Source organism: Nesterenkonia ebinurensis, assembly GCF_008711175.1.
Taxonomy (GTDB): Bacteria; Actinomycetota; Actinomycetes; order Actinomycetales; family Micrococcaceae; genus Nesterenkonia; species Nesterenkonia ebinurensis.
Genome location: NZ_VWNF01000004.1, coordinates 40,566 through 61,855 on the forward strand (window position 1 = coordinate 40,566; position 21,290 = coordinate 61,855).

At 66.3% G+C, this 21,290-nt stretch carries 17 protein-coding genes; 9 read left to right on the forward strand and 8 right to left on the reverse strand.

What is annotated here, in order from left to right; all coding sequences use genetic code 11:
- Positions 1–1,791 carry a tetratricopeptide repeat protein gene (locus F0311_RS01975; protein WP_150460284.1) on the forward strand — a complete coding sequence of 597 codons (1,791 nt, stop codon included), beginning with the start codon at positions 1–3 and terminating at the stop codon, positions 1,789–1,791.
- On the opposite strand, the gene F0311_RS01980 is transcribed toward F0311_RS01975, so the two are convergent.
- Together F0311_RS01980 and F0311_RS01985 are read right to left on the reverse strand one after the other, a co-directional pair.
- Positions 1,745–3,010 (reverse strand): protein kinase family protein, encoded by a 1,266-nt coding sequence (locus F0311_RS01980; protein ID WP_150460285.1) that lies wholly within the window; start codon positions 3,008–3,010, stop codon positions 1,745–1,747. The two genes, F0311_RS01975 and F0311_RS01980, sit on opposite strands and share 47 nt — an antisense overlap.
- Positions 3,011–3,034: 24 nt before the next feature.
- Complete coding sequence (locus tag F0311_RS01985; protein ID WP_150460286.1) at positions 3,035–4,087, reverse strand: hypothetical protein; 1,053 nt, start codon at positions 4,085–4,087, stop codon at positions 3,035–3,037.
- Between the two features lie 155 nt (positions 4,088–4,242).
- On the opposite strand from F0311_RS01985, the gene F0311_RS01990 reads away from it, so the two are divergent.
- The 6 genes from F0311_RS01990 to F0311_RS02015 all read left to right on the forward strand — a co-directional run bounded on the left by F0311_RS01990 (position 4,243) and on the right by F0311_RS02015 (position 11,229).
- Entirely contained in the window at positions 4,243–5,694 is a 1,452-nt protein-coding gene (locus F0311_RS01990; RefSeq protein ID WP_150460287.1) for an NAD(P)H-quinone dehydrogenase, read from the forward strand.
- A 91-nt stretch (positions 5,695–5,785) separates the two neighbouring features.
- The gene (locus F0311_RS01995) at positions 5,786–7,456 is read left to right on the forward strand and encodes a DUF885 domain-containing protein (RefSeq protein ID WP_150460288.1); all 1,671 of its coding nucleotides are present in this window, start codon (positions 5,786–5,788) and stop codon (positions 7,454–7,456) included.
- Between the two features lie 17 nt (positions 7,457–7,473).
- Positions 7,474–8,301: a purine-nucleoside phosphorylase gene (locus tag F0311_RS02000; protein WP_150460290.1), complete on the forward strand. Its 828-nt coding sequence runs from the start codon at positions 7,474–7,476 to the stop codon at positions 8,299–8,301.
- 2 nt (positions 8,302–8,303) lie between these two features.
- On the forward strand, positions 8,304–10,154 hold the full coding sequence (locus tag F0311_RS02005; protein ID WP_223881070.1) for a phospho-sugar mutase: 1,851 nt from the start codon (positions 8,304–8,306) through the stop codon (positions 10,152–10,154).
- On the forward strand, positions 10,151–10,843 hold the full coding sequence (gene deoC / locus F0311_RS02010) for a deoxyribose-phosphate aldolase (protein WP_150460292.1): 693 nt from the start codon (positions 10,151–10,153) through the stop codon (positions 10,841–10,843). Before F0311_RS02005 ends, deoC begins: the two co-directional genes overlap by 4 nt.
- Positions 10,844–10,890: 47 nt before the next feature.
- Positions 10,891–11,229, forward strand: a complete 339-nt coding sequence (locus F0311_RS02015) for a hypothetical protein (RefSeq protein WP_150460293.1) — start codon at positions 10,891–10,893, stop codon at positions 11,227–11,229.
- Between the two features lie 14 nt (positions 11,230–11,243).
- Here the strand turns inward: F0311_RS02015 and mfd are convergent, their stop codons facing one another.
- The 6 genes from mfd to F0311_RS18310 all read right to left on the reverse strand — a co-directional run bounded on the left by mfd (position 11,244) and on the right by F0311_RS18310 (position 19,584).
- Positions 11,244–14,843, reverse strand: coding sequence for a transcription-repair coupling factor (gene mfd / locus F0311_RS02020; RefSeq protein WP_150460294.1), 3,600 nt, complete (start codon positions 14,841–14,843; stop codon positions 11,244–11,246).
- A gap of 44 nt (positions 14,844–14,887) precedes the next feature.
- Positions 14,888–15,481 carry a DedA family protein gene (locus F0311_RS02025; RefSeq protein WP_191089684.1) on the reverse strand — a complete coding sequence of 198 codons (594 nt, stop codon included), beginning with the start codon at positions 15,479–15,481 and terminating at the stop codon, positions 14,888–14,890.
- Positions 15,465–16,700 (reverse strand): glycosyltransferase family 4 protein, encoded by a 1,236-nt coding sequence (locus F0311_RS02030; protein WP_150460296.1) that lies wholly within the window; start codon positions 16,698–16,700, stop codon positions 15,465–15,467. Before F0311_RS02030 ends, F0311_RS02025 begins: the two co-directional genes overlap by 17 nt.
- A 117-nt stretch (positions 16,701–16,817) precedes the next feature.
- Positions 16,818–17,603 carry a DUF4097 family beta strand repeat-containing protein gene (locus F0311_RS02035; RefSeq protein ID WP_150460297.1) on the reverse strand — a complete coding sequence of 262 codons (786 nt, stop codon included), beginning with the start codon at positions 17,601–17,603 and terminating at the stop codon, positions 16,818–16,820.
- Entirely contained in the window at positions 17,600–18,277 is a 678-nt protein-coding gene (locus tag F0311_RS02040; RefSeq protein WP_150460298.1) for a response regulator transcription factor, read from the reverse strand. The genes F0311_RS02035 and F0311_RS02040 overlap by 4 nt, the downstream gene beginning before the upstream one ends.
- Positions 18,268–19,584: a sensor histidine kinase gene (locus tag F0311_RS18310; RefSeq protein WP_223881071.1), complete on the reverse strand. Its 1,317-nt coding sequence runs from the start codon at positions 19,582–19,584 to the stop codon at positions 18,268–18,270. Before F0311_RS18310 ends, F0311_RS02040 begins: the two co-directional genes overlap by 10 nt.
- Before the next feature lie 153 nt (positions 19,585–19,737).
- Between F0311_RS18310 and F0311_RS02050 the strand changes: the two genes are divergently transcribed.
- Both F0311_RS02050 and F0311_RS02055 read left to right on the forward strand, forming a co-directional pair.
- Positions 19,738–20,394 carry a DedA family protein gene (locus tag F0311_RS02050; RefSeq protein WP_150460299.1) on the forward strand — a complete coding sequence of 219 codons (657 nt, stop codon included), beginning with the start codon at positions 19,738–19,740 and terminating at the stop codon, positions 20,392–20,394.
- Entirely contained in the window at positions 20,391–21,104 is a 714-nt protein-coding gene (locus F0311_RS02055) for a maleylpyruvate isomerase family mycothiol-dependent enzyme (protein WP_191089685.1), read from the forward strand. The genes F0311_RS02050 and F0311_RS02055 overlap by 4 nt, the downstream gene beginning before the upstream one ends.
- Positions 21,105–21,290: the final 186 nt, after the last annotated feature.

Sequence of the window (21,290 nt, forward strand, 5' to 3'; positions counted from 1 at the left end):
ATGAGAGGCGAATCTGTTGACCTGCCCGTCGAGATTCCCGGCTCGGCCCCGCTGAGCACACGCCTGCAGGCCCTGCTGCAGCACCCGGCCGGCACCCAGGAGGAGGCGCAGACTGCCCGCGGCTGGGTGGACCTCGCCTATGAGGCCGCCTATGGGGAGCGCTATGCGGCCGCCACAGAGGCTGCTGAGCGCGGTCTGCGAGCCCCCGGATCCCAGGATCCGGAGAATCGGCTGATGCTGCTACGGATCCTCTCCGGGGTTCATGAGATGCGCGGGGAATCCAATCTTTCAGCCCCCTTCATGCAGGATCGGATCGAGCTGCTGCGCGCCCTGGGCCGCACCCGGCAGGCTGATGTGGAGGCTCAGCTGGGACCTATGCTGCTGCGCGAACCCGACCGCGTGGAGGCGGAGATTCTTCGCCGAATGGCCGAGGAGCTCGATGACGGCAGCGGCCCCAGCGTGGAGCGGGCCGATGTGCTCAGCTCACTGGCTGTACGCAGCCTGCATGATGAGGGGCCTGAGGCCGCCTTGCCGCTGGTGAGCGAGGCCTGCGAGATCCTGCAGACCCTGAACCGGGCTCAAGCCCTTGCCGGGGCACGGATGTTCTTAGCCCATGCTCAGCTGCTCTGTGAGGACGCCGAGGCCGCTCTGCAGACTGCGGAGAAGGTGCTGGCCGCCCCGGCGAACCGGGCGGTGCGCGGGGCCATGGCAATGCTGCGCGCCACCGTGCACTACCAGGCGGAGCGCCCGGCTGAGGCTGCCGCGAATGCGATTACCGCCGTGGAGCTCTACGCGGCCTGCGGGGTGCGCAAGGGTGCAGCTTCGGCCGCCGCTCTGCTGGCCGGGATCACCTCCGGCACCGACCAGGATGAGACTGCCGTGCTGGCCTGGCGGGTGGCCGTCCAGCAGGCAGAGCTCGGAGAGTTCGCCGAGTCGCGGATGCTCAGCCTGGCCCTGGGCCAGCAGCTGCTGGAGATGGATCATCATGCGGAGGCGGAGAAGGTGCTCGATGCGCTCAGCCTCCGGCTGGCCGGCGGGGACAGTGACCATTCCACCCGGGGCCGAGCTCTGATGGGCCTGGGGCATGCGGTGACTCAGCAAAAACGTCCGCTGGAGGCAATGGCGCACTGGGATGAGGCTGCCAGCCAGTTCATTGCCGCCCAAGAGGTGGATGAGGCCGCTCGGGCCCATCTGGCCGCCGGCGCCCTGGCCGCCTCATTGGACCGGGTGGAGACCGCACGCACCCACTATGAGCAGGGTCTGAAGCTGGCCGACCAGGGGGAGGACACCGATCCGCTGATGCTGCTGCAGGCGCTACACTCGCTGGGCCATCTGCTGTGCCGGCATGAGGATGAGGCGGGACTGCAGTACCTGGACCGAGCTATGGAGATTGTGGCCGAGCACGGCACCGACTGGCAGCGTGCTGATATCACCGATACCCGAGCCCGGTCACTGACTGCCCTGGGCCACGGTACCCAGGCGGTGGCCGCTGCCCTGGAGGCCGCTGATGGTTTTTCGGAGGCCGGTGATGAGGAGGCTGCCGCTGATGCGGAGATCTTCGCCGCCACGGTGCTGCTGCAGATGAACCAGCCCCAGGAAGCTGAGGCGATGTTCCGGATGGCCGCTGATGAGCGGGAGATCTCCGATGCCCTGCTGGTGACCTCCTTGGAGGGACGAGTCGAGGCGCTGCGGGATGTGGCCCAGTACGACGCCGCCGAGGAAGTCGGTGCCGAACTCGAGCTGCTCAGAGCACGGCTGGCCAACGAGGAAGATCTCCAGCCACCGGAGTGAGCCCCAGCAGCACCTCGGCGCAGCGCAGCCGGTGGTCTGCCTGGGCCTGCCAGCCTGGACGCCGAGCGTCTCGTGCACCGGAGACCAGTGAGAGCGCCACTGAGGCGGTGCGGATGCGCAGGCTCTCCGGATCCACCCCGGCGGCGAAGACCCGGGCGAACCGGTCGAAGGCTGCCGGCGCGTGCAGATAGCGGGAGTCCACCGCGGGAAGCACGGCCAGGTGCCCCAGAAAGCAGGCCAGATCGTCTACCCGGTGTCCGGGGCCCAGTGAGTCCACATCCAGCAGGCAAGAGATCCTGGGCCCGTTCATCAGCAGGTTGGCCTCGTAGAAGTCCCCGTGGGTGGGGACCACGGGCCCGCGGTCGGTAGCCGGCAGTCCAGCCAGCACCTCCTGCTCCAGACGGCGGATCCGCCGCTCCGCCTCAGGCAGCGCGGAGACTGCTGCGGAGGCGTAGGCAGGCAGCCGGTCGGTCCAGGCATCCCGGACTGGCAGGGCCATCACTTCGGCGGGCATCGCATCAAGCAGCTCCACAAAGTCCTGCGGCCGCACGGTGGCCGCACCATCCGCCAGGAAATGCTCGGCCAGCGAGACGCCTGCGCCCTGCTGGAGGGCCACTACATCGCTGACCGGTTCAGAAACAGCGACTGGGGCGGGCAGCCCAGCCTCCAGCAGCATCTGATGACGGGCATAGAGATCCACAGCACGCCCGGCGCGCAGCACCTTGAGGTAGAGCCTCCGCCCGTCGGAGAAGTCAGCGGCGATCACGGCCCGGCGCAGTGGGCGATAGCTGATGGTCTCCAGGCTGGTCAGCTGGGCGCCGCCGCCCCAGGTCTCAGCCACTCGTGCCGGGTCGGTGGCCAGCGGCAGGCCCGGCAGCGCGGGGTCCTGGGGGTGAACCCAGATGGTCAGCTGTCCATGGTCAGTACTGGCCCGGCGGACTTCGGCGGCGCGGATGTCGAGGCGTTCGGTCGAGACACCGGCGTAGAGCTCCTCCCGGCCCAGAACCCGGTAGATGCCGGTGACCCCGGCTCCGGGCCGGTGCTGCAGAGCCTCCATGGTGACCTGCGGGGTGCCCAGATCCTCCGGCAGCACTGCCGCAGTGAGGACCGGATGCACCAGTTCGGACTGCAGGAAGTCCAGCTGGGCGATCTCCTGCTGGGTGCGCCCCGGGTCCGGGGCAGCCCGCGGCGCTGCGGGCGGCCCGTTCGACGAGGACATGAAGAGAGACTGCCGGAGTGCGGCTCAGGCCCGGCGGCGGGCCAGGACGGAGTCCAGGTTCAGCTGCTGCTGGACGGCGGTCTGCTTGGCGGGCTCTGCGGGACTCACTGCCGCTGCGGCTGGTTGCTTAAGCTTCACACTGCTGGCCGGGGTCGGGGCCGGCTGCTCAATCTCCTCCGGCTCAGGACGCTCAGCCTTCTCGGCGACCATGTACTTGGCAGCCGGAACCTCACGGAGCTCCCAGGAGTCTTCCGGGGCAGCGGGGGCTGCAGCAGCCTGGTCGAAGAACACCGGATCGGCCTGAGGCTTCTTCTCTCCGAAGAGTCGTTCGGCACTGTCGGGAAGCCCGTCTGCATCACGGCTGATCAGAGAATCGGGCCCGCCGTGTCCGGCCTCATCCGAGCTGAGCGCATCGAAGGGCTGTGCGGAGTCAGCGCGCACGATGCCTAGTCCAGCAGCCGCTGCGGCGGCGCTGCGCTGCCGCTGGGCTATCGGGGCAGAGACCTCGGGGCCCGCATTCATCGCCTCCAGCATGGCACGCTCCACCCGGGCACGGCGCTTAGCGCGGCGGCGTAGAGCAGCAGTGATCTGAAGGCTCACCAGGCAGACCAGGAGCGCTGCGGCGCACAGGGCGGGAACCAGCCAGGTCACAGTGGCAGTGAAAGTGGCAAGCAGGGCGGTGCCTAGCCCGCCCAGCAGGGCCAGGGCACCGACCAGGGCGAAGATGGTACGGCCCCAGTAAATCCGGAACCCACCGGTGCTGGTCCCGGCGGCGTCGTTGTTTTCCTTGGTGTTCCTGGCGGTCATCTGTGCCCCTCTGGTCTCGGTGCGCTCCGCAGTGGCATGAGCTGCGCGCTTGGCTCGGCTGCGCAGCACACGTCTGCGCGCGGTGCGGGCCTGACGCGAGGTCAGCCCCGGATTGTGCTGTACCGGCTGCCGGGGCAGCCGTTGGGCCCGGAGTATCAGCGCCGCCAGGAAGAGCCCGACGACCAGAGGAATGAGCACTGACGAGTGGATGGGCAGGCTGGGGATCATCTCGATGATTCCAGCTGTTGTCAGCCGGAGGCCCAGCGTCATAAGTGGTCTCCACCTGCCCTGAGTACGGTCAGTTCAGCTCTGGTGCGGCGGGTGTGCCGCTGATTTCACCAGGGTATCGGATGCCGGGGGGAAACCTTTGACATAAACACGAACCTCTATGACAGCGCGAGGCTCAGTGGGCAACAATGGCGGGTATGACTCCAGTGAACCCAGCGAAGCGTTTTGCCCCTGATCGTGTGGTTATCATCGGCGGCGGTCCAGGCGGCTACGAGGCGGCCATGGTGGCCGCGGACACCGGTGCCGAGGTGACTGTCGTTGAGGACAAAGGCATGGGCGGTTCTGCAGTGCTCACCGATGTGGTCCCTTCCAAGACCCTGATCGCCACTGCTGATGCGATGCGTCGGGTCAACGCCTCCACCGCCTTCGGAGTGCGGTTCGGCGAGTCCGACGGGGATGACTTCTATGAGACCGAGGCCTGGGCGGACTTCTCTAAGGTCAACGAGCGGCTGCTGAAGCTTGCTGCGACTCAGTCGAAGGATATTCACGCCTCATTGGAGTCCGCTGGGGTGCGCATCCTCGCCGGTCGCGGCAAGCTGGTGCCCCCGCATCATGTGCAGGTGACCGCTCCCACTGGGGAGACCCAATTGGTAGAAGCCGATGCGGTGATTCTGGCCACCGGCGCCCACCCCCGTGAGCTGCCCAGTGCGGCGCCTGACGGCGAGCGCATCCTCAACTGGACCCAGGCCTATAACCTCACTGAGGTCCCCGAGCACATGATCGTGGTGGGTTCCGGTGTCACCGGGGCGGAGTTCGCCTCCGCCTACCGTCGACTCGGTGCGGAGGTCACCCTGGTCTCATCCCGCGACCAGGTGCTGCCCGGAGAAGATGCCGACGCCGCCACCGTGCTGGAGAACGCCTTCAACCGGGTCGGCGTCAAGGTCGCCGCCCGGGCCCGTGCCGAGTCGGCGCAGCGCACCGAGAACGGGGTGCAGGTCATTCTCAACGACGGGCGCGTGCTGGAAGGCTCGCACTGCCTGATGGCGGTGGGCGGTATCCCCAACACTGCGGATCTGGGCCTGGATGAGTGCGGGGTGGGGACCACCGACTCCGGACATATTCTGGTGGACACCGTCTCCCGAACCACCGTCACCAATATCTACGCCGCCGGAGACTGCACCGGCCTGTTCCCGCTGGCCAGTGTAGCCGCCATGCAGGGCAGGATCGCAGTGGCTCATATGCAGGGCGGGGCCGTCAAGCCGCTGCAACTACACCGAGTGGCTTCAAACGTGTTCACCTCTCCGGAGATCGCCACTGTGGGGGTCACCCAGGCGCAAGTGGACTCCGGGAAGTACCAGGCCGATGTGGTCAAGCTGGACCTGACCACTAATCCACGGGCCAAGATGATGAACATCCGCGACGGCTTTGTCAAGATCTTCTCCCGCCGCGGTTCCGGTACGGTGATCGGGGCAGTGGTCGTGGCCCCGCGCGCCTCGGAACTGATCTACCCGCTGGCCATCGCGGTGACCCATAAACTGCATGTGGATGATGTGGCCTCCACCTTCACCGTCTACCCCTCGCTGACCGGTTCCCTCGCTGAGGCCGCCCGGCGCCTGCACCTGCATGTGATGGACCCCGCCGACGGATGACGCGTGAGGCGATGCGGGTAGAGCGGATTGGGCGGCTTGAAGACACGCTCGGCAGCTCGAGAGCTGCTCCTATCAGGCTAGGCTTAGGAACATGACTGAGCCGCGCCAGCCCACTGCCGTCGATGAGTTTGTCGAAGACTACTTCGCCAAGCACCTGGAGCTGAACCCGGAGGAGGCCACCTATCTGGGCATCCCCGGGCATGAGACCGACTACGGGGACTACTCGCCGGCCGGCAAGGCGGAACGGGCAGCGCACGAGGCCGCAACACTCCGTGATCTTCAGAGCCTGACTCCCAGCGACCACACCGATGCGGTCACCCTGCATGCTATGCGGGAGCGGCTGGGCCTCTCCGTGGCGCTGCATGAGACCGGGCGCGAGGACATCAACAATATCGCCACCCCGGCCCACGGTGCCCGCCAGATCCTGGATCTGATGCCGCAGTCCACCGATGAGGACTTCGCCCATATTGCACAGCGTCTGCAGAACCTCCCGGCCGCGCTGGAGGGCTGGTGGAAATCGCTGGTCGCCGCTCGGAGGGGCGGAGAGGTCTCCGCGGTCCGTCAGGTGCAGGCCGCAGCGGGGCAGTTCGCCTCCTATGCTGCTCAGGACGGAGCCCTGGCTCAGCTGGTCACCGCTGCTGAGGCTGCCCAGGTCACCGGCGGCGTCGTCGATGATGTGCGCAAGGGTGTCCAGGCTGCCGCTGAGGCCTACCTGCAGCTGTCCCGGCGGCTCACCGAAGGGCTGCTGCCGGCCGCCCCGGCACAGGATGCGGTGGGCACTGACTACTACCGGCTGGCCTCGCAGTCCTTCACCGGGACCCGGCTGGACCTGGAGGAGACCTACCAGTGGGGCCTGGCCGAACTCGCCCGGCTGGTGGCTGCCCAGGAGCAGGTGGCCGAGCAGATCCGCTCCGGCGCCTCGGTGGCCGAGGCCAAGGAGATCCTCAACACTGATCCGGCGCGGAAGCTGCACGGCACCAAGGCGCTGCAGGAGTGGATGCAGCAGCTAAGCGACCAGGCGGTCGCCGATCTGAAGGATGTGCACTTCGACATCCCCTCCCCTATGGACCAGCTGGAGTGCAGGATCGCCCCGACCACCGACGGCGGGGTCTACTACACCGGCCCCTCGGATGACTTCGCCCGGCCCGGCCGGATGTGGTGGTCTGTACCGCCGGAGGACACCGAGTTCACCACCTGGGCAGAGACCACCACGGTGTATCACGAGGGCGTGCCGGGCCACCATCTGCAGGTCGCCACTGCGGTGATGGTCAAGGACCGGCTGAACTCCTGGCGGCGCAACGGATGCTTCACCTCCGGCTACGCCGAGGGCTGGGCGCTCTATGCCGAGGACCTGATGGCCGAACTGGGCTACCTGCAGGATCCCGGGGACATGATGGGCATGCTGGACATGCAGCGGATGCGGGCGGCCCGGGTGGTCTTCGACATCGGTCTGCACTGCGGGTTCCGGGCCCCTGCTGAATGGGGCTCTCAGACCTGGAACCCAGTCAGCGGACGGGCGTTCCTGCGTGAGCATCTGCCGATCTCCGAGGCCCAACTGGACTTTGAGCTGACCCGGTACCTGGGCTGGCCGGGGCAGGCACCCAGCTATAAGGTGGGCCAGCGGGTCTTCCAGCAGATTCGCGCCGAGCGTGAGGCCACCCTGGGTGCTGACTTTGACCTGAAGGCCTTCCACACCGAGCTGCTGCAGCTGGGCAGTCTGGGGCTGGACACGCTGCGCTGGGCGCTCGGCGGGCAGTCCTGAGCAGATAGGTTAGGGCTATGAGCACTAAGGATCCCACCAGCGAGGTCAGTCAGCAGGCGCAGCGTGCCGCTGCGGCCCTACTGCAGGAAGCAGGCATCGAGTCAATCGACCTGGCCTGCACCCTGGGCTCCGGCTGGGGGGAGGCCGCCGAGCAGCTCGGTGAGCTGGTGGCAGAGATCAGCGCTGAGGACATCCCCGGCTTCCGCAACTCCGGGGTGCCTGGGCACAGCGGCTCGCTGAAGGTCATCCGGGCTGCCTCTGGGAAGCATGTGCTGGTGATCGGGGCCCGTACCCACTACTACGAGGACCGCGGTGTGGACGCGGTGGCACACGGGGTGCGCACCGCCGCAGCTGCCGGGGCGGGCGTCGTCGTACTCACCAACGGCTGTGGCGGACTGAATCCGGCCTGGACCCCGGGTGCCCCGGTGCTGATCCGCGACCATCTGAACCTCACCGGCGTCTCCCCGCTGCAGGGCGCCCATTTTGTAGACCTCACCGATCTGTACTCCCCGCGCATCCGCGGAATCGCGCGGCGGGTGGACCCTTCGCTGCAGGAGGGTGTCTACGCCCAGCTGCCCGGCCCGCATTATGAGACCCCTGCCGAGATCAGCTACCTGCGCACCATCGGGGCGGACCTGGTGGGCATGTCCACCGCCCTGGAGGCCATCGCTGCCCGGGCGGCAGGGATGGAGGTCTTCGGCATCTCCCTGGTGACCAACCTGGCCGCCGGGATCTCAGATGAGCCGCTGAGCCACCAGGAAGTCCTTGAGGCCGGCACAGCCGCAGCACCCAGAATCGCTGCACTGCTGGCCCAGATCATCACCGCAACTCTGGAGGAGAGCTGACCGTGGCCGAACTGCTGAGCACTGCCAAGCGCTGGATTGACCTGGACCCGGACCCCAGCACCCGCACTGAGCTCACTGAGCTGCTCGGCGACGCTGAGGGCGGCGACCAGGTGGCCTATGACACCTTGGAGCGGCTCTTCGCCGGCCGGCTGGCCTTCGGCACCGCCGGACTGCGCGCGGAGCTGGGCCCCGGACCGCTGCGGATGAATCGGCTGGTGGTTCGCCAGACTGCCGCCGGACTGCTGAAGTACGCCACCGCAAAGCTGGATGAGGCACATGGCAAGATCGACAACCCCCATGATGTGGAGGGGGCTAAGGCCCACAGGATCGTGATCGGCTATGACGCCCGCTACCAGTCCGATGAGTTTGCCTTCGAGACCGCGGAGATCTTCCGTGACGCCGGCTGGGAGGTGCACCTGTTCGACAGGCCCGGCCCCACTCCCCTGCTGGCCCGGCAGGTGCTGGTCACCGACGCCGAGGTCGGTGTGATGGTCACTGCCAGCCACAACCCGCCCCAGGACAACGGCTACAAGGTCTACCTGGGTGGGGAGCTCTCCCGCTACCTGGAGCCGGATGGACTGGGCGTAGGCGCGCAGATCGTCTCCCCGGTGGATCAGCAGATTGCCGCGACCATCGCCGAGGTGGTGTCCGCTGACTTCGCTGCAGAGTCCCCCACCCCGGAAGCGCTGCCCTCTCCGGAGGTTCCCACTCCTGCCGGGGTGCAGTGGATAAGTCAGCAAGCCCGGGACTCTTATCAGCGTGAGGCTCTGGAGCTGCTGGACCCGGAGAACTATCCGCACCGGGGCATCACTGTCGTCTACACCGCGATGCACGGGGTGGGCGGGGCTGCGGTCACCGATCTGCTCTACGCCGGCGGGTTCGCTGATGTGTTCCCGGTGGCCGAGCAGTTCGAGCCCGACCCAGCCTTCCCCACCGCCGACTTCCCCAATCCGGAGGAGGCCGGAGCACTTGACCTGGCCCTGAAGGCCGCCGCTGAGCACAATGCTGACTTGGTACTGGCCAATGACCCCGACGCCGACCGGCTCTCGGCTGCGGTCTATGACGACGACGCCGGGTCCTGGCGGCAGCTGAGCGGGGATGAGATCGGCGCGCTGCTGGGCCGGCACATCCTGGAGCGCGGCCCGCTGCGCGATGGCTGGCAAACTTCCCCTAGCGATACCTCTCCCACCATCGGCAACTCCGTGGTCTCCTCCCGGCTGCTGGGCAAGCTGGCCGCCGGCCGGGGCATCATTCACGAGGAGACACTGACCGGCTTCAAATGGCTGGCCCGGGTGCCGAACATCATCTTCGGCTATGAGGAGGCCATCGGCTTCGATGTGGACCCGGTGCATGTGCGGGACAAGGACGGCGTCTCGGCCGCACTGATCTTCAGCGAGCTGATTGCCGATCTCAAGGCCAAGGGCAAGACCGCGATCAGCGCCTTGGACGAGATCGCCGCCGAGGCGGGGGTCCATGTCACTGGCCAGGTGACTATCCGGGTGGATGATCTCTCCCAGCTGGGCGAGGTCACTGCCGCACTGCGCCAGAGCCCGCCTGCTGAGATTGCCGGTGATCCGGTGGTCGAGGCTCTGGATCTGAAGCAGGATCCGCTGCCGGGCAAGGAGTTCACCGAGGCGAAGTCCACTGATGCGCTGATCTATCTCACTGCTGGCGGACACCGGGTGATCGTGCGTCCCTCCGGCACCGAGCCCAAGGTCAAGTGTTACTTGGAGGCTGTGGCCCAGCCCGCGTCCGAGGCGCCCAGCGCCGTGGCAGCCGCCGGTCAGGAAGCTGAAACAGTACTGGCGGCCCTGCGCAGCTCGATGGAACAGATCTTAGGAGCCCATGGATGACCACGCCGACACCTCAAGAGCTGGCCGGGCTGATCGACCACACTGTGCTCACACCGGATGCACAGGAGGCCACGGTCCGCCGGGTGATCGCTGAGGCGGCTGCGCATCAGTTCGCCGCTGTGTGCATCAACCCCAAGTGGGTGGAGCTGACCGCTGGCGCCCTGGCCGGCACCGGGGTGAAGACCTGCACGGTGGTGGGCTTCCCGCTGGGTGCCACCACCACCGCCCAGAAGGTGGCTGAGACCCAGGAGGCGGTGGCCAACGGGGCAGAAGAGATCGACATGGTGGTGGACATCGCCGATGCCAACGCCGGCTTAGCCGATGCTGTGCAGGCGCAGATCGCTGCCATTGCCGCTGCCGCTCACGGCGGCGGTGCCATTCTGAAGGTGATTCTGGAGACCGCCCTGCTGACCGAGGAGGCCAAGGTGCTGGTCTGCCGCGCCGCCGAGGCCGCCGGGGCTGATTTTGTCAAGACCTCCACCGGGTTCGCCGGGGGTGGTGCCACCGTGGAGGATATTGCTCTGATGCACCGCGAGGTCGGCGGCCGGCTGGGGATCAAAGCCTCCGGCGGGGTGAGAACCTACGACGACGCCGTCAAGGTAGTCTCTGCCGGGGCCACACGCATCGGAGCCAGCTCCTCTCTTGGTATTGTGGGAGCAGGAAAAGCAAGCACCGATGAGGGCTACTGACCGCCTGGTCCTCCGGTACCCACCACTCAACACAGCAGAGGGATCACATGATTGACGCGCAGGGCAATGTGAAGGCCTATTCCGGGCAGGGACGGTTTGTGGGCAACCTGGTTGCCTTCCTCTTTGTATTCGGCCTGCTGCTGGGCTCCATGGTGATCCTGAACTTTTGGGACCTGGACAATGTATGGTGGCCGGGCCTGGTCTTCCTCGTCCTCTACTCTGGGGCATTCCTGATCGCCAAGGAGGTCATCGGCCGCTCCGACACCCTGGAGCAGCAGGACCTGCACGGCGAGCATGGGGAGCCCCTGGACGCCATGGCCTCCAGAGAAGCTGAATCTCAGGCGCCGGCCGGTGAGCGGAAGGCTCCCGCCCAGTCCCGCTACTGAGCTGAAAGTCTGGGTCAGCTCTTAAATAACGCGTCGTAGACCTGTTGGAGCCAGTCGAGCAGGGCCCCGTCGGTGAGATCCTCACCCCCGATGGGCTTGGTGCTCGGCTTGGCCAGCAGTACCTGCTTGAGCGAGGCCTTGTGCTGACCGGAGAACATCCGCTGCATGCGCAGTTGTCGTGACTCAGCCAGTTCTGCCACCGGGCTGAACCGTATGAACTTGCCCTGCGCCCCCACATCGGTGATGCCGACCGCACGCATCCGGTTGCGGAAGCGGGAGACCTCCACCAGATTCTGGGCTGCCTGGGGCAGCTCCCCGTACCGGTCAGTCCATTCCGCGAGCACGTCGTCGACCTTTTCATCGGTGTCTGCGGCGGCCAGCTTACGGTAGCCTTCCAGGCGCAGCGGTTCGCTGGGCACATATTCCTCGGGCAGGTGGGCGTTGATCGGCAGCTCGATCTTGACCTCTTCGGGGTGGGTGTCCTGCTCACCGCGGTAGTCGGCCACAGCCTCACCCACCATGCGCAGGTAGAGGTCGAAGCCCACTCCTTCGATATGCCCGGACTGCTCACCGCCGAGCAGATTGCCTGCTCCGCGCAGTTGTAGGTCCTTCTTGGCCAGCTGGAACCCGGCGCCCAGCTCATTGTGCGCGGCCACTGCCTTCAGCCGCTCCAGGGCGTCCTCGCCCAGCGGGATCTCCGCGGGGTAGAGGAAGTAGGCGTAGGCACGTTCTCTGGAGCGCCCCACCCGTCCGCGCAGCTGATGCAGCTGGGACAGGCCGAAGGCACTGGCCTTGTCGACGATCAGGGTGTTGGCGTTGGAGATGTCCAGTCCGGTCTCGATGATGGTGGTGGAGACCAGCACGTCGAACCGGCGCTCCCAGAAGTCCTGGACGATCTGCTCCAGCTGGGATTCGCCCATCTGGCCGTGGGCCACCTCCACCCGGGCCTCGGGCACCAGTTCCCGCACCCGGGCGGCGACCCGGTCGATATCTGCCACCCGGTTGTGCACGTAGAAGACCTGGCCCTCACGCATCAGCTCACGCCGGATGGCCGCGGAGATCTGTTTATCGGTGTAGGGGCCCACATAGGTGAGCACGGGATGGCGCTCCTCGGGCGGAGTGTTCAGCTCGGAAGTCTCCCGGATCCCGGCCATGGACATCTCCAGGGTGCGCGGGATGGGGGTTGCAGTCATGGCCAGCACATCCACATTGGTGCGCAGCTTCTTCAGCTGCTCCTTGTGCTCCACGCCGAAACGCTGCTCCTCGTCGATGATCACCAGGCCCAGGTCCTTGAACTGGACCTCTTTGCCCAGCAGCCGGTGTGTGCCGATCACGATATCCACGGTTCCCTCCTTCAGCCCGATCATCACCTCCTTGGCCTCCTTGCCGGTCTGGAAGCGAGAGAACGCCCGGACCCGCACTGGGAAGCCGGCGTAGCGTTCGGTGAAGGTCTCGTGGTGCTGGGAGACCAATAGGGTGGTGGGCACCAGAACAGCCACCTGCTTGCCGTCCTGCACGGCTTTGAAGGCCGCCCGGATGGCAATCTCGGTTTTGCCGAAACCCACGTCCCCGGAGATCAGCCGGTCCATGGGGACCTCAGCCTCCATATCCCGTTTGACCTCCTCCATGGTAGAAAGCTGGTCGGGGGTCTCCACATAGGGGAAGGCGTCTTCCAACTCGGACTGCCAGGGGGTATCGGGATTGAAGGCGTAGCCCCGGGAGGCCATCCGGGCCGCGTAGAGCCTGATCAGCTCCGCTGCGATCTCTTTGACCGCCCGGCGGGCTTTGCGTTTGGTGGCCGCCCAGTCGGAACCGCCCATCTTGGAGAGAGTGGGCACGTCCCCGCCCACATACTGGGAGACCTGGTCGAGCTGGTCGGTGGGAACCATCAGCCGGTCCTTGGGGGCGCCCCGTTTGAAGGAGGCGTATTCCAGCACCATGTATTCGCGCATGCCGGCGGTGCCGGCCCGGATGGCCGCCGGAGAGCCCACCGGCCGCTGGATCAGTTCGAGGAACTGACCGATGCCGTGTTGAGCATGGACCACATAGTCGCCCTTGGTGAGCGAAAGCGGGTCCACCGGATTCTTCTTCCGGCGGGTGGCCCGCTTCTTCCCGGCCCGGGAGTCCTGCCGGATGGACCGGCCGAGCATCTCGGACTCGGTGAGCAGGGCCAGCTGCAGGGAGTCCAGGGCGAAACCTTCGGCCAGGTTGGCAGTGGTGACGGTGATCTGCCCGGGGGCCGGGGCCGCCTCAAGCGTCTCTGCCAGTTGGTGCGGCACTGAGTACTCGGCCAACAGTTCGGCGACTCGGGCGGCGGAGCCGGAGCCGCCGGTGGTCACCACTACCGCCCACTGGTCCTTGGCGCGGGAAGCAAGGAACTCCATGACCTGTTCCACCGACCCTCGGTAACCGATCGGTTCCCGGGAGTCGATGGAGACCAGGTCAGCATCCTGCTCCAACTCCTCGTCCCGCCCCAGCGAGGTGATCGACCACCAGCCGGCGTCGTGCCTCAGTGAGGCCTCTCGGGTCTCAGCGAGTGAGGCAAAAGCCCCGGTGGCAAGGCTGTCACGCTCCTGTGCCGAGACATCGATCGGTGCTGACGCCCCATCAGAGCTGGCCTGCCAAGCTGCCGCCAGGAACTCCTCATTGGTGGCAGCCAGGTCGTGGGCACGGGTGCGGACCTTCTCCGGTTCCACCACTACGGTCAGTGACCCTTGCGGCAGCTGGGAGACAAAGGGCACCATGCGCTCAGCCAGCACGGGAGTCAGCGATTCCATGCCCTCGACTGCCTGATACTGGCTGATCTTCTCCAGCATGTCCACCGCATGCGGCATGCTGGGCATCAGGGACTTGGCTTTGGTGGCGATCTCATCGGTGATCAGCAGCTCACGGCAGGGCACGGCGTGGACGGTGGTGGGGACATCGTTCTCGATGGAGAGCTGATCAGCCACTGAGAAGTGGCGCAGCTGTTCGATCTCATCGCCGAAGAACTCCACCCGGACAGGATGGGTCTCATTCGGCGGGAAAACATCCAGGATGCCGCCGCGCACGGCGAACTCACCCCGCCGGGTCACCATGTCCACCCGGGAGTAGGCGGCTGCGGCCAGTCGGGCCACCACGTCATCAAACTCATAGAACTCCCCGGAAGAAAGGGTGACCGGCTGCAAGTCGCCGAGCCCAGCCACGATCGGCTGGATGACGGCGCGGATCGGGGCCACCACAACATCGAGTCGCCCGGCCTGTTCCGGGTGGGCCAACTGGCGCAGGATGCCCAGCCGACGGCCCACCGTGTCTGAGCGCGGGGAGAGCCGCTCATGCGGCAGAGTCTCCCAGGAGGGGAAATGGGCCACCCGGGATTCAGGCGCAAAGCAGCTCAGCGCGGACTCGAGCTCCTCGGCCTCCCGGTCGGTGGCGGTGACCGCCAGCACCACGGCGTCCTCATGCTGTGCTCTCAAACCCTCCGTAATCTCAGCGATCAGTGCTGGCCGCAGCCCGGAAGTAGCTGCGATCTGCATCTCGTCAGTGCGTTCTGCCGCAGGATAGCCAGCCGCGGAGACTACGCGAGAATACGACGACGCAGCAGACAGCGCAGTGCGCAGACCCTTCAGAGACACAGAAACACCTCAACACGCAGGATTAGGGAAGAAACAGGCCTCCCCTACATTACCGTGCTGACCTCGCCGCGTAAGCAGCTGCGGCTGCGCAGATGACGGGCAATGATCCATACACAGAGCGCAGAGGTCAGAATCGTCGCCACGGCTTCCAACGGCAGTAGGTGCACCAGCGCCTCTCCGCCGAGCACCCAGAGGCTCGCCCAGGCCAACGAACCGGCAACGGCCAAGAGCATAAACCGCACACCGCCCACTCCTGCCGCGCGGGCGGCGAGCGCAGCCGGAGTCCGGGCGCCAGGGATGAAGCGCAGGCCGGCCACCGCCGCATCGCGCCCCAGCGGCTGATGCTGCAGAGCCCGCGACCAGAAGTCGATCCGTTGCGCGGCTCGTGGCTTCTGCTGCAGAGCCCGCAGGAGAGGGCGGCCGGCCTGGTGCGTCAGCACATCACCTATTGTCATTCCTGCGGCGATGATCAGCACCGTCGGAAGCGGCGATAGCGCCGAGGCGCTGATCATCACCCCCGCTGCCACTGCCGTGGGCTCAGCCGGTCCCAACGGGATCGCCATCAGCACCAGCAGGAGCAGAAGCAGGCACCAGGACGGCAGAGCAGAACTGGTCAGCAGCTCAGACAGCCAGTCCATGCAGTCCTTTCCTCCGGTACTGCAGGGAGTCTGCATGTACGGTAGGACCGCCTTGCGCTCCGGTGATGGCGTCCCGGTAGTGCTCGATGAGCAGATCATTCATCGCCTCCCAGGAGCGGGTGGTTAGAGCCTCACGCGCAGCAGTGCCCATTGTCCGGCGCAGCGCAGTGTCATGGGCCAGGCGGCGCACAACGGCACACAGCTCCTCAAGACTGCCGGGGGTGTAGTGCAGGCCGTTGGTCCCGTGCTCGATCCGGTCCTTGAGCCCGCCGGCGCTCGGTCCCACGGCCGGCACCCCGGAGGCCAGCGCCTCCTGAACTGCTTGGCAGAAGGTTTCCCCAGCCCCGGTGTGCACAAAGACATCGAGACTCGCGACGATCTCCGCCAGCTGCTCCCCGTGCAGCTCCCCCAGGAAGAGCGCCTCGGGCAGCAGAGCCTCCAGGTGGTCACGTCGAGGCCCATCGCCTACCAGAACCAGCCTGATTCCAGGAGTTCCGCTGATCGTCTGGAGATGGTCCAGGTCTTTCTCTTTGGCCAGCCTGCCCACATAGCCGACCAGGACTTCACCGGCGGTATCGGCTGCGCCGGATTGTGCCAGCAGCCGCGTCCGCAGGGAGTCTGATCGCTTCTGCGGGGCAAATCGTGCCGTATCGATTCCCCGTGGCCAGAACCTCAGCCGCGGAATGCCTAACTCCTCCAGCTGCTCGATGCTGGCGGTGGAGGGGGCCAGGGTCAGGTCGGACTGGATATGGATGCGCCGCAGCCGGTGCCTGATCAGCGCTTCGGTGGCCCGCATTCGGTATCGGCGTGCGAAGCCGACCACATCGGTCTGGTAGATGCTGAGCACTGGAATCTGCATGCTGTTTGCCGCACGGACTGCCGCATAGCCCAGCACGAACGGCGAGGCCACATGGACCACGTCTGGGCGGAACTGGTCCATAAGCCCGCGCAGCCGACGGCGGGTGGCCATGCCGACGGTGAATCCGTCGTAGCCGGGCAGGTCCAGACCGCCGACCCGATGAATCTCTGCTCCTGCGTACTGCTCAGGTCCTGTCGGAGCGATGGCTGCGGCCGTGTGACCGCGCTGCTGCAGATGTTCCAAGACCCGGCAGACGGAGTTGGTCACTCCATTGATCTGCGGCAGGAAGGATTCGGTGACGACCAGCACACGCAGCGGAGCATCTGCCGCGGGCGGCTCTGAGTAAGGAGTTCCTCGCATACTTCTACGCTATGGACGCCCGGAATCACACGGAATCCAGCTGACTGCCGGTCTGTGAGAAGCTGCCTGCAGTTCTTCGGTGGAGGAAACTGCACTCTTCAGAGCTGCATCTGCGGCTCAGTCGGAGTAAGTGACAGTGATATGCCCGCTGGTGGTCCGCAGATCGATGGTGGACTCGGCCTCCGGGTCTGTCGCGACATCAATGGTGATCCCGCCGCTGGCGGTGTCGGTCAGAACCCGGTAAGCCTCCCCACGCGGCACTGAGACCTCGATATTTCCTGATGTGGCTTCGGCCTCGACCCGGGACGGTCTCTCGGTGAACTCCAGCGAGATGCTGCCTGCTGTTGAGCGGGTGTCAGCTATATCGGAGGAGAGCCCCTCACCTGTAACCCTGCCGGAGGAAGTCTCCAGGCTCAGCGGACCACGGAGATCCTTCAGCGTGATGGATCCAGAGGTCAGGGCTACCTCAGCTCCGGCGGAGGCCGGCATATGTCCGGAGTAGTCGATCCCACAGCCCGGTGCGAACCAGATGGGAATCCCCATGTGCTGGCATCCGAGATCCACCACCCAGGTGGATCCCTCCCATTCATCCCCGACTACTGGCCGCTCGCTGGCGTACCAGCTGAGATTCAGATCCGCGGTGGCCGCACCGGTCTCAGCGCCGGTCAATTCAACACTGGCCACGGTGCCCTCGATGGCTACCGTCTCTGGGACCTCACCGCTGGTGATGGTCGAGCGCTCCGTCTGTTCGCTCATCCCGCTGCCGGTGATCACTGACCAGGCCAGATAGGCACCGGCGGCCAGAACTGCGGCGGTGAGGAAGCCTCCGATGGTCAACCAGGCCCGCCGCACTGCAGCCGGTGCAGCCTGTTCTGCCGCAGAGTGCTGCTGCGTGGTCGTCATCTCTGTCTGCCTCCGCCCTCAGGTGCGCTGTTGGCCGCCAAGTACTGCAGCACTGCCAGCACCCGTCGGTTGGCGCTGCTGGTGGGCGGGATGCCCAGCTTGGTGAAGATGGCGTTGATGTGCTTGGTCACTGCTGATTCGCTGAGATAGAGCTCCGCGCAGATCCCGGCATTGGAGCGCCCTTCGGCCATCAGGGCCAGCACCTGGGTCTCCCGGTCGGTCAGCGCATCCACCGGATCGCCTTTCCGCTGCCGGGTCAGCAGCTGGGAGACCACCTCCGGGTCCAGCACCGATCCGCCCTCGGCGACTCTGCGCACCACCGCGAGGAACTCGTCCACATCGGCCACCCGGTCCTTGAGCAGATAGGCCACCCCGGAAGTCTCCCCGGTGAGCAGCTCTACCGCATAGCGCTCCTCCACGTACTGGGAGAGCACGATGACTGCAAGTTCGGGATCTCGCCGGCGGAGCTCCAGGGCGGCGCGGATCCCCTCGTCGGTGAAGCTCGGCGGCATCCGCACATCTACGATCACCAGATCGGGGCTGTGCTTCTGCACTGCCGGGATCAGTTCGGTGGCATTGCCGACGGTGGCGGCGACCTCGATCTGGGCGAAGTCCAGCAGCCGGGCCAGCCCTTCGCGCAGCAGGACGGAATCTTCGGCGATGACTACGCGCATGGCAGCTCCACTCTGATCTGGGTTCCTTGGCCGGGTTCGCTGACCATCCGCAGCGTCCCGTCCACCGATTCGACGCGCTGACGCAGCCCGGTGAGCCCGGTGCCGCTTTGCTCATCGGCACCGCCCGCGCCGTCGTCGTCTATGGCGATCTCCAGGCTGTCACGGGTTCGCTGCACCGTCACAGAGGCATGCTCGGCCTCGGCATGGGCGATGACGTTGTTCATCGCTTCGGAGACCACGAAGTAGGCGACCGCCTCGACCTCAAGGATGGGACGTTCGGGGACATCCACCCGGACCGCCACCGGGAACGGTGCGCGGGAGGCGATGCCGGAGACCGCAGCGTCCAGCCCCCGGTCCTCCAGCACTGCCGGGTGCAGGCCTCGGACCAGGTGCCGGATCTCCTGCAGGGCGGTCTGCACCTCGGTCTGTGCGTCCTTCAGCGCAGCCGCGGTCTCCTGAGCCTCCAGTGTCTCCCCGGCGGCCGCGGCCTGAGCATGGCGGCTGCGCTCGATGCCCAGATGGACGGCCAGTGCGGTGAGCCGCTGCTGGGCGCCGTCGTGCAGGTTCCGTTCAATACGACGACGCTCGGCATCGGCGGCTGCCACCACACCTGATCTGGCTTCGGTGACCTGCTGGACCCGCTGGGCCAGCACCGCTTTCTCAGTGACCCCATTGACCCAGCGGACCAGCGCCAGGTCCGCTACGGCCACTCCACGCAGAATCCAGGGAGAGACCAGCAGCAGGCCGGCCCCGCCCAGGGCCAGCAGCACATCGGTGACCAGCAGGATGTCGGTCATCGGCAGGTCACCGGTGAGGTTGAGCCCGAAGACCACCAGACCCGGCCCGCCGACCAGGCAGATCAGCACGACGGCGACCATCACCGGACCCCAGAGCAGCCCGATGAGGTGATAGGCCAGCATCCTCAAGCCGTAGGGGGTGAAGCCCAGTGTGAGCAGCCGCCGCCAGCCGCGCGGACTGCGCGGTATGGGGATATGCACTCCCAGCAGTGCGGCTGCCCGGGAGCGGTGCAGCCGGCCGAAGAAGAAGCAGAGGGTGATCGTGGCCAGCCCGATCAGACAGGTCAGCAGGATCAGACTGACCCGGGCGGGCGCGATGTCCTCCGGTGCCAGATCCGTGTAGGGGGAGCTGATCATGACTGCGGCGATGATCGTGCTGGCCATGGCGAAGCCACCGGCGGCCGGGGCGCTCAGCAGCAGGCCGCCAGTGGTCAGATAGATGGCGTTGGCGCCTGTCCGCCGCAGTGCACTGCGAGGCACCGCCGCTGCGCCGGCATCCTGTTCGGTCACGTGGTCGAGCTTATCCACCAGGACCACAGCCACGCATGGAAGCTGACTCTCAGATCAGGGTGCAGAAAACTGCACCGAATCCCGGGAGAAGCTTCCGGCTGATGTGCAGGCAGCTGGATTCTGCCCACACAGTGCAGTCCATAGCGTGAAGGTATGCATGAAATTCTGAGCAGCATCGAGTCTGCCGTGGTTGCCCTGGGCCCTTCGCCCTGGCTGCTGCTGGCAGTTCTTGTCCTGTCCTGCATCGACGGGTTCTTCCCGCCGGTGCCCAGTGAGTCAATCGTCATTGCCGCCGCCGTGCTGGCAGTGGCGGGAGATATGTCGGCAGGCTACCTGGTGCTGCTGGTGCTAGCTGCTGCTGTCGGCGCGTTCTTAGGCGATCTCATCGCCTACTCCATCGGCTCACGGGTGCCGGTGGACCGGCTGCGGATGCTTCGCGGCCCCAGGGGCCAGGCTGTCTTGACGCACACTCAAAGAGCGTTGGCCGAACGCGGTAGCACCTTCATCCTGACGGGTCGCTTCATCCCGGTGGGGCGTGTGGCGGTGAATATGACAGCCGGGGCCCTCGCCTTCCGACTCACCCGCTTCCTGCCCTTGGCAGGACTGGCCTCGCTGCTCTGGGCTGTCTATTGCGCGGCCATGGGGATAGGGGCAGGCCATCTGCTCAGCGAGAGCCCTCTGCTGGCAATGGCGCTGGGGGTTCTCTCCGGTGTGCTGGCAGGCCTGCTCCTCGATCGGCTGATCCGCTGGTTCCAGCAGCCTAGCCAGCCGGCGGCAGTCGCACACACTCCGGTATGCTCCAGAATGTGATATCTCCCACCGGAAGGCCGTGGCTGGATGAGCTTACCGCCGCCACTGAGCAGTTCAGAGCCGTCATTGCCTCCGCTGAGAACGACGACGCCGCGCTCGCCTCCCCTGTGGCGGCCTGCCCCAGGTGGGGTATACGGGATCTTGCCGTCCATCTGGGCCGCACCCATCTGTGGGCCACACAGATTCTGGACGGGGCCGATCCCCGTGACCGTCCCCAGGATGAGCCGTCTCCGGATGAGTCCCTAGCTGCCTGGTACGGCGCCGTTGCGGAGAAGATGCGCAAGGCCCTGGCTGAGGCGGGGCCTGACAAGCCGTGCTGGACGCTGGTGAAGGAGCAGCGCACCGCGGTGTTCTGGCAGCGTCGCCAGGTGCATGAGACGGTGGTCCATCTCTGGGATGCGCAGCATGCCCTGGGCCGAAGCGCTGAGATGGATCCTGTCCTAGCCTTCGATGGTGTGGCCGAAGTCGCTGAGGTGATGTACCCGCGGATGCTCAGAGCTGAGCGGGTCAGCCCGCTGCCGAAGCAGCTGGTCCTTACCGCCACTGACCTCGACACAGTCCCCGTGAAGATCGGTGATGCGGAGCGGTCCCTGATGGTCCGTGCCTCTGCCGCGGAGCTTCTGCTGCTGGTCTGGCACCGCCTCCCCTGGCATCGGGACTACGGCGATGCGGAGGCGGCTGAACTGATCGGCCAGTCCCTGGTCCCATGACCCTGAGATTCTGAGAGCTCCTCAACGAGACCACTCATCAACAGGGATGGGGTCGCTATGGAGGTGGTTTCAGATCCGGTCAGGAACAGGGTGGGCAGGTAAGCCCCTTCAGCAGCAGTTGCAGTTTCCCAGCTTCAGCCTGCCGCTGATCATTGATAAGGCATCGCCTCTGCTCGGCGCAGACTT

Excerpts from the sequence above, each read along its gene's own strand:
- F0311_RS02040 (WP_150460298.1), bottom strand. The coding sequence starts at position 18,277 with ATGCGCGTAGTCATCGCCGAAGATTCCGTCCTGCTGCGCGAAGGGCTG.
- F0311_RS01985 (WP_150460286.1), bottom strand. The coding sequence starts at position 4,087 with ATGACGCTGGGCCTCCGGCTGACAACAGCTGGAATCATCGAGATGATC.
- F0311_RS02015 (WP_150460293.1), top strand. The coding sequence starts at position 10,891 with ATGATTGACGCGCAGGGCAATGTGAAGGCCTATTCCGGGCAGGGACGG.
- F0311_RS02000 (WP_150460290.1), top strand. The coding sequence starts at position 7,474 with ATGAGCACTAAGGATCCCACCAGCGAGGTCAGTCAGCAGGCGCAGCGT.
- F0311_RS02025 (WP_191089684.1), bottom strand. The coding sequence starts at position 15,481 with ATGGACTGGCTGTCTGAGCTGCTGACCAGTTCTGCTCTGCCGTCCTGG.
- deoC (WP_150460292.1), top strand. The coding sequence starts at position 10,151 with ATGACCACGCCGACACCTCAAGAGCTGGCCGGGCTGATCGACCACACT.
- F0311_RS01995 (WP_150460288.1), top strand. The coding sequence starts at position 5,786 with ATGACTGAGCCGCGCCAGCCCACTGCCGTCGATGAGTTTGTCGAAGAC.
- F0311_RS02050 (WP_150460299.1), top strand. The coding sequence starts at position 19,738 with ATGCATGAAATTCTGAGCAGCATCGAGTCTGCCGTGGTTGCCCTGGGC.
- F0311_RS02030 (WP_150460296.1), bottom strand. The coding sequence starts at position 16,700 with ATGCGAGGAACTCCTTACTCAGAGCCGCCCGCGGCAGATGCTCCGCTG.
- F0311_RS01990 (WP_150460287.1), top strand. The coding sequence starts at position 4,243 with ATGACTCCAGTGAACCCAGCGAAGCGTTTTGCCCCTGATCGTGTGGTT.
- F0311_RS01980 (WP_150460285.1), bottom strand. The coding sequence starts at position 3,010 with ATGTCCTCGTCGAACGGGCCGCCCGCAGCGCCGCGGGCTGCCCCGGAC.
- F0311_RS02035 (WP_150460297.1), bottom strand. The coding sequence starts at position 17,603 with ATGACGACCACGCAGCAGCACTCTGCGGCAGAACAGGCTGCACCGGCT.
- F0311_RS01975 (WP_150460284.1), top strand. The coding sequence starts at position 1 with ATGAGAGGCGAATCTGTTGACCTGCCCGTCGAGATTCCCGGCTCGGCC.